A 6,016-nucleotide genomic window follows, 5' to 3' on the forward strand; every position below is an offset into this window, starting at 1 on the left:
GCGGCAGGCGATTTCTGGTGTCATCCAGTCTGCATGAATAATTGCCTCTAGTTTGCCAATATGGGATTCATCATTAGCACCGTGATATGCCAGGAAAGAAACTTGCTCATCCCGCAAACCCAAGGTTTGTTTAATCTGAGACGCCCACTGTCCAGCTAGCTGGTTACCCAATCCTTCAATAATGAACATACTGCCAATCAGGTCAACTGGATTTTCTCGTGATGCTTGATGGAAGATAAATGCAGATAGCGCCTCAGAACCGATATTCTTCTCAGCTTGCACAATCTCATCTAATTCACCTCCCACTGAAACATAGTTGCGTTCTAGCATTTGATAGTCGCGATGCTCATCCTGTGCATGACCAATGAAAGTCGAACGCAAGCGAAAATCAATCATATTCGACGCCGCACGGGCAATCCAACGAGCACCGTCCACAACTTGAGGACGCAAATTTCGCAGAAAAGCTTTGTAATCTTCTAAAGTAAACTCACCTCGATGCAGTTTGCGGATGATTGGCACAGAATGCAACTTGCGCTCAAATTCTAACCAGACAAGAGCCAACTGGCGCAGCAAATCAGCGGAAACGGAGCCTGCTGCCAAATCCGCATCTACAAAACCTGCAACCTCCGCACTCCTCTTGTTCTCTTCTCCGTGTTCTCTGTGCCTCTGTGGTTCGTTACGACTTATCTCTAGCAATTCTCCGGATGAATGGGTAAAGATTCTACCCTTTTGTTCCTCACCAGACAATTGCACCACACTCAGCATCATGTAAGCCGTTGTAAAGCGTCCACTTTCTGGCACAAAGCAAAAGATTTTCTGTCCGGGTTGCAACTTATCAGAGTGGAACAATTCTTCCAGCATCAGGTAAATTGAAGCACAACCCGTATTTCCCCGCGTGTAGAGGTTCGTAAACCACTTTTCTTCGGGAATCATGCAATTGGCTTTTTCCAATAATTCAACAATTTTTCCTCGGAAGAAATGAGAAGAATAGTGGCACAAAAGCCAATCAATTTCTGCGGGTTTAACTCTGCCCAAGTCAATTAGCCTTAACCAGCCTTCAACCCCCAGTTTGATAACATCATCCAGTAGTCGAATATTTTGCCGTAAATTAATCGCTCCTCCTGCTGCCGCCTCGGAGTAAGAGGGATAATCCATCCAACTTTTTTGACCCGTTTCATCCTCGGTGCCAGCATACATACACAGCGGATAGGCATTCGCATGAGAAACTAATTCAACCCACTCAATTTTTAAGCTTATGCCATTGCTTCGAGGTTGGTCTTGAATTAAAAAGGCTCCAGCCCCGTCTGAAAGCATCCAGCGCAAGAACTCTGTATCAAACGGCAGGTTACCACCATTGATGACTCTCGATTCTGCTTCAAAGTGAGTATGTTTAAACAAACGAGATGCTAACTCCGAAGCTACAGCTATAGAAGACCGTTTCCTACCTAGTTGGACTTGGGAAGCGGCATAATTCAATGCTGCAACACCTGCACAACAGACACCTTGTGTAGAGATAATTTCGATGGGAGATAATTCCGGTAATTCACCGTGTACCATGCTGGCAAATCCCGGTACCAATAAGTCAGGCCAGCTAGTCGCACAAGCGAGTAAATCAATAGCAGCGGGTTCTAGATTTAACTGAGATAGAGCATCGCGGACGGCATAAGCAGCCATCTGACTATTGAGATAAGTCGTATTTTGCTGTCGGTCGATCGCATAGTGGCGTTGCTGAATACCGTTGCTTTTGAGGATACGATTTCTGACTTTGGAAGGGCGTCCGCCAATCTTCCCCAGGTATTCTTCCATTTGGTTATTGTCTATCGGTTCACCCGGCAAAAATTTACCGATGCTATTAATATAAGCGCCGTTCATAGAGGATTTTTTCCTGAAACGAGGTTTTTGCAGCTGGAAGAAACTTTTAGTGACTATCAGCAGTCAACTTAATTAGAATCTATTCACTCAGCTTTAGTAAAAATTCCTTTTCTGTGACAGTTCTAAAAATTGTCCTATAACTTGGGTAATACTCTATGTATTGTTAAAAAGCCTATAAATCTTTCTATAACCTTTAAAATTAAGATTTTTACTGATTTTGCTAGCTCATTTTTATTTTTATCTTCCAAAGGTAAATATGTGACAGATAGATCAACTGTCACCTACCTCTAGAACTTTTGCAATCAAAATAGGCTAATCCTAGGGAAGCAAACATCTATCAGAGCGCTGTTCAAAGCTCCCGGATTTGTCCCCGGAGATGAGAGTGAGGTGGATAATATAGCCCTTCCTGATTGGATTCGGTACACTTTTAACCTCTCTGGAAAACCTCTCTCCTACAAGGAGAGAGGCTTTGAAATTAGCCCCCTTCCCTACTAGGGAAGGGGGTTGGGGGTTAGGTCTGACTGTACTCCATTCATTTGAGAATCGCTATAATTACGAATTACCAATTATAAATTACGAATTATCGTGACATCCTCCCTCTGAGTCCTCTGCGTCCTCTGTGGTTTGTTAATCATTCTCCAATCTAAAATCCCAAATCGAATGACATGAGAGCAACTACTGAAAAAGGCTCATTTCTAACATCGGCAAACTTAACGCTGCGGCAAGGTTTAGAACATTACTATCAAGCCAACCCCCAGATTAGTCGCTATCAAGATATTTGGGTGGGATGGTTGCGAATTCCCTGGGGTGACTTGCAAAAGCATGACATCATGCATGTAGTAACTGGCTACAGCACTGATTTAGACCAAGAATTGCGACTCATTGGCTTTTTGCTGACCGCTTTGACATGGCGTCGCCCTTGGTATTTCTACCTTCAGAGTATCGGTGTCTTTCTAGAAATTTTGTGGAAGTCCGTGCGGAGGAAAGCATTTGGAGTAGTTTACTATTCTCCTTTGCAAGTATGCCGATTTTACTGGGAGGGCGTGCGCCAAGGGACAACGGTGTGCAAGAAGATCGATGCTTATCTTGACCCAGAGGTAGTGATGAATCGGGAGTTGCGATCGCTCAGGGAAGAGTATGGTATCAAGAACGCTGGGGCTTGGGATAGCTAAGCTCTGAGAAATCTATTCTTTTCTGGCAACAATCCGGAGTCTTTGATAATCAGCAAACCAAGTCCCATCCCGATATAGCTGTGGTCGTAGTTGATTTTCGATATGTTGAATCACACTAGGGCGTTTGTTGGCAGGAATAGCTTGCAGAAAGCTATTGGCAAACATTTCCAGCCAGTTTTGTAGACCATTTTCACCATCTTCTAACCCAGTTGGACGAGCGAATAGGGTGGCATACGTCACCAAAAAGCCTTGTTTTTCTAACAGCATGGAATAGTCTCCGATACTTGGAAAGTACCAGGGGTTAAGTTCTGGTTGTACCGGATAGCCAACGGCTTCTAGGGCGTTGTTAATTGCGGTAACGATCGCATTTATATTTCCCTTGCCGCCAAACTCCGCCACGAAACGCCCCCCCGGTTTTAGAGCATTCCAGATACAAGCAATGACGGCTTCTGGCTCCTTTATCCAATGCAGCGTTGCGTTAGAAAACACCGCATCGAAGGGTTCTGCAAACTGAAAATTCCTGGCATCTGCAACTTCAAATTGCAAGTCTGGATAGTTCTGCTGGGCTTGTGCAACCATAGTCGGTGACTGATCAATGCCAATCGCGATCGCACCGCTTGCGGCAATTTGTGCTGCCAGTCGCCCGGTGCCACATCCCAAATCTAAGATGCGATCGCCCATCTGTGGCGACAATAACTCTAAGCAATCAGCCCCGTACCGCCAAACAAAGGAATGCTTGCTTTCGTACAAGGCACTCTTCCACTGATTCTCTGGCATGATTCCTAATTCTCCACGGCGATAACTCTTCTTTTCACAGTAGGAGAGCCGATTATAAATGTCCAATATATATTTGGCTATCAATTAATATATAAAAGATATAAAAAAGCTAGTGCAAGAAGGCAGTTCGCGTAGCGTTCTCCGTAGGAGTAGACAGGAGGCAGTTCGCGCAGCGTTCTCCGCAGGAGTAAGCAGAAGGGATATTGCTTGTACAGTAAGCTTTTTAACCTTTTTGAACTGGTGGGTTATTTTTGCCGCGCTGTACTAGTCCCGAATTATCTTTACGCTAGGGCGTGTTTTCAAACTCTATATTTACCTGTGTGTTGCGAAGAAGATCCCCCCCAGCCCCCCATAAAAAGGGGGGAGAATCAAGTCTTAGTCCCCATTTTTAAGGGGGATGCAAGGGGAATCTTAAGGTTTGAAAACACACCCTAGGAAACTGTAGGGTCAACCAATTTGGGATTTTAGATTTACGCGAGCGTTGCGGACGCAGCGCAACAAGTGTTTTGGTATTGATTCAGCCGAACGAAGAGGCGAGGCATGAACCCAAATTTTTTTAATCCAAAATCCAAAATTCAAAATCGATTGACCTGGGAGAAGCTTCAGCTTGACCCAGATGCTTGGAAAGTTACTTATGGGGAGATTTTTAACGCCTAACTCTAAAATAGCACAGCATCCTAGAGCTTTTTTTAAGGAATCCCCAACGTATTTTCAGCCGAATGAAGAAGAGTTATTGAGAGAATGAACCCGCTAAATTCTACCTCCAAAATCTGTTCTATATATGAAGTTCCGGTAAAGAAATCCAAGAAAATCCTGTAAACAAGAGATAACTCGTAATATTCGATTTTGCTTCATCTATTTTAGGATTTATATTCATGGAGTAAAAATTATTAGTTCATTTAAACAGACTGGCGGTGAGAGCATTAGCTGGTCAGATTACTACAATCAGGTTTTCAATTGCTCTGGCTGTTGTTGCAGCCTCTGAAGGACCAAGCATTTGGTTTAACCAGTTCCAATGAGCTAACAGATTCTTGCTCCCGTTGACCAGAGAAAGCGCGGTAATTGCGATCGCCGCTCGAATTCTGCTGCCGTTCCCTTGTTTATTAGTTTGAGGTCAACCCATGACAGCTACTTTGCACAGACCCCAATTCGCTTCTCAAAGCCTCAGTATTCCAGCCTCCACTACCCGCGAAATTGTCTTTATTGATTCAGCAGTGACGGATTATTCAGATTTGGTTGCAGGAGTGCGATCGCGTGTTGAGGTAATCGTGCTAAATGCGATGCGAGATGGGGTTGAGCAAATCAGCGAAGTCTTGGCACAGCGTAAAGATTTGACGGCTGTTCACCTGGTTTCGCATGGCTCACCAGGACGGGTGCAATTAGGTGCGATCGAGTTGAGCCTGGAGACAGTGAATCGCTATACTTGGCAACTTCAGGCTTGGGCAGAGGCACTGACGGATGCAGCCGAGTTGCTGATTTATGGATGCGAGGTAGCCAAGGGCGACAGAGGACGGGTCTTTGTCAATATGCTACATACCTTAATTGGCGCGAATGTGGCAGCCTCGGCAGTGATAACAGGTAGCGCCGCTCAAGGTGGAAACTGGGCATTAGAAACGTCTACTGCGCCTAGCGAGGTTAGTTTAGCATTCACATCTAAGGTGCTTGAGCAATATGCTGCAACATTAAGCAATGAGCCAATTCAGTACAACATTAACCTAGCAACAGATAGTTCTAATCCAAGCAATTTTACGGATGTCAACGGCACGCTATACTTCAGTGCTTACAACAGCAGCAATGGCTACGAACTGTGGAAGATTGACCCAGCAACGGGCAATCCGGTGAGCGTCACCGATATCGAACCAGGCAGTGGCAGTTCCTCTCCGGAATCTCTGACGAACATCAACGGCACGCTGTACTTCAGTGCCTACAACAGCAGCAACGGGTCTGAACTGTGGAAGATTGACCCCGCCACAGGCAATACGGTGCGCGTCACCGATATCGAAGCCGGCAGTGGCAGTTCCTCTCCGGAATCTCTGACGAACATCAACGGCACGCTGTACTTCAGTGCCTACAACAGCAGCAATGGCTTTGAACTGTGGAAGATTGACCCGGCAACGGGCAATCCGGTGCGATTGGAAATCGAAGCAGGCACTGGCAGTTCCTCTCCGTCCAATCTGACGAACGTGAACGGCACG

The 6,016-nt window shown here is 45.4% G+C and carries 4 protein-coding genes; 2 read left to right on the plus strand and 2 right to left on the minus strand.

Annotated elements, in window-relative coordinates:
* Positions 1–1,872 (minus strand): beta-ketoacyl-ACP synthase III (locus tag V6C93_RS27055; RefSeq protein ID WP_333479772.1); only part of this gene is annotated, 1,872 nt, incomplete at its 3' end.
* Between the two features lie 665 nt (positions 1,873–2,537).
* On the opposite strand from V6C93_RS27055, the gene V6C93_RS27060 reads away from it, so the two are divergent.
* Positions 2,538–3,044: a hypothetical protein gene (locus V6C93_RS27060; protein ID WP_333479773.1), complete on the plus strand. Its 507-nt coding sequence runs from the start codon at positions 2,538–2,540 to the stop codon at positions 3,042–3,044.
* Between the two features lie 12 nt (positions 3,045–3,056).
* On the opposite strand, the gene V6C93_RS27065 is transcribed toward V6C93_RS27060, so the two are convergent.
* On the minus strand, positions 3,057–3,821 hold the full coding sequence (locus V6C93_RS27065; protein ID WP_333479774.1) for a class I SAM-dependent methyltransferase: 765 nt from the start codon (positions 3,819–3,821) through the stop codon (positions 3,057–3,059).
* 1,121 nt (positions 3,822–4,942) lie between these two features.
* Here V6C93_RS27065 and V6C93_RS27070 point away from each other — a divergent pair.
* Positions 4,943–6,016 (plus strand): DUF4347 domain-containing protein (locus V6C93_RS27070; RefSeq protein WP_333479775.1); only part of this gene is annotated, 1,074 nt, incomplete at its 3' end.

Origin of the sequence: Allocoleopsis sp., from assembly GCF_036703385.1 — a bacterium.
In the GTDB taxonomy this organism is placed as follows: domain Bacteria; phylum Cyanobacteriota; class Cyanobacteriia; order Cyanobacteriales; family Coleofasciculaceae; genus Allocoleopsis.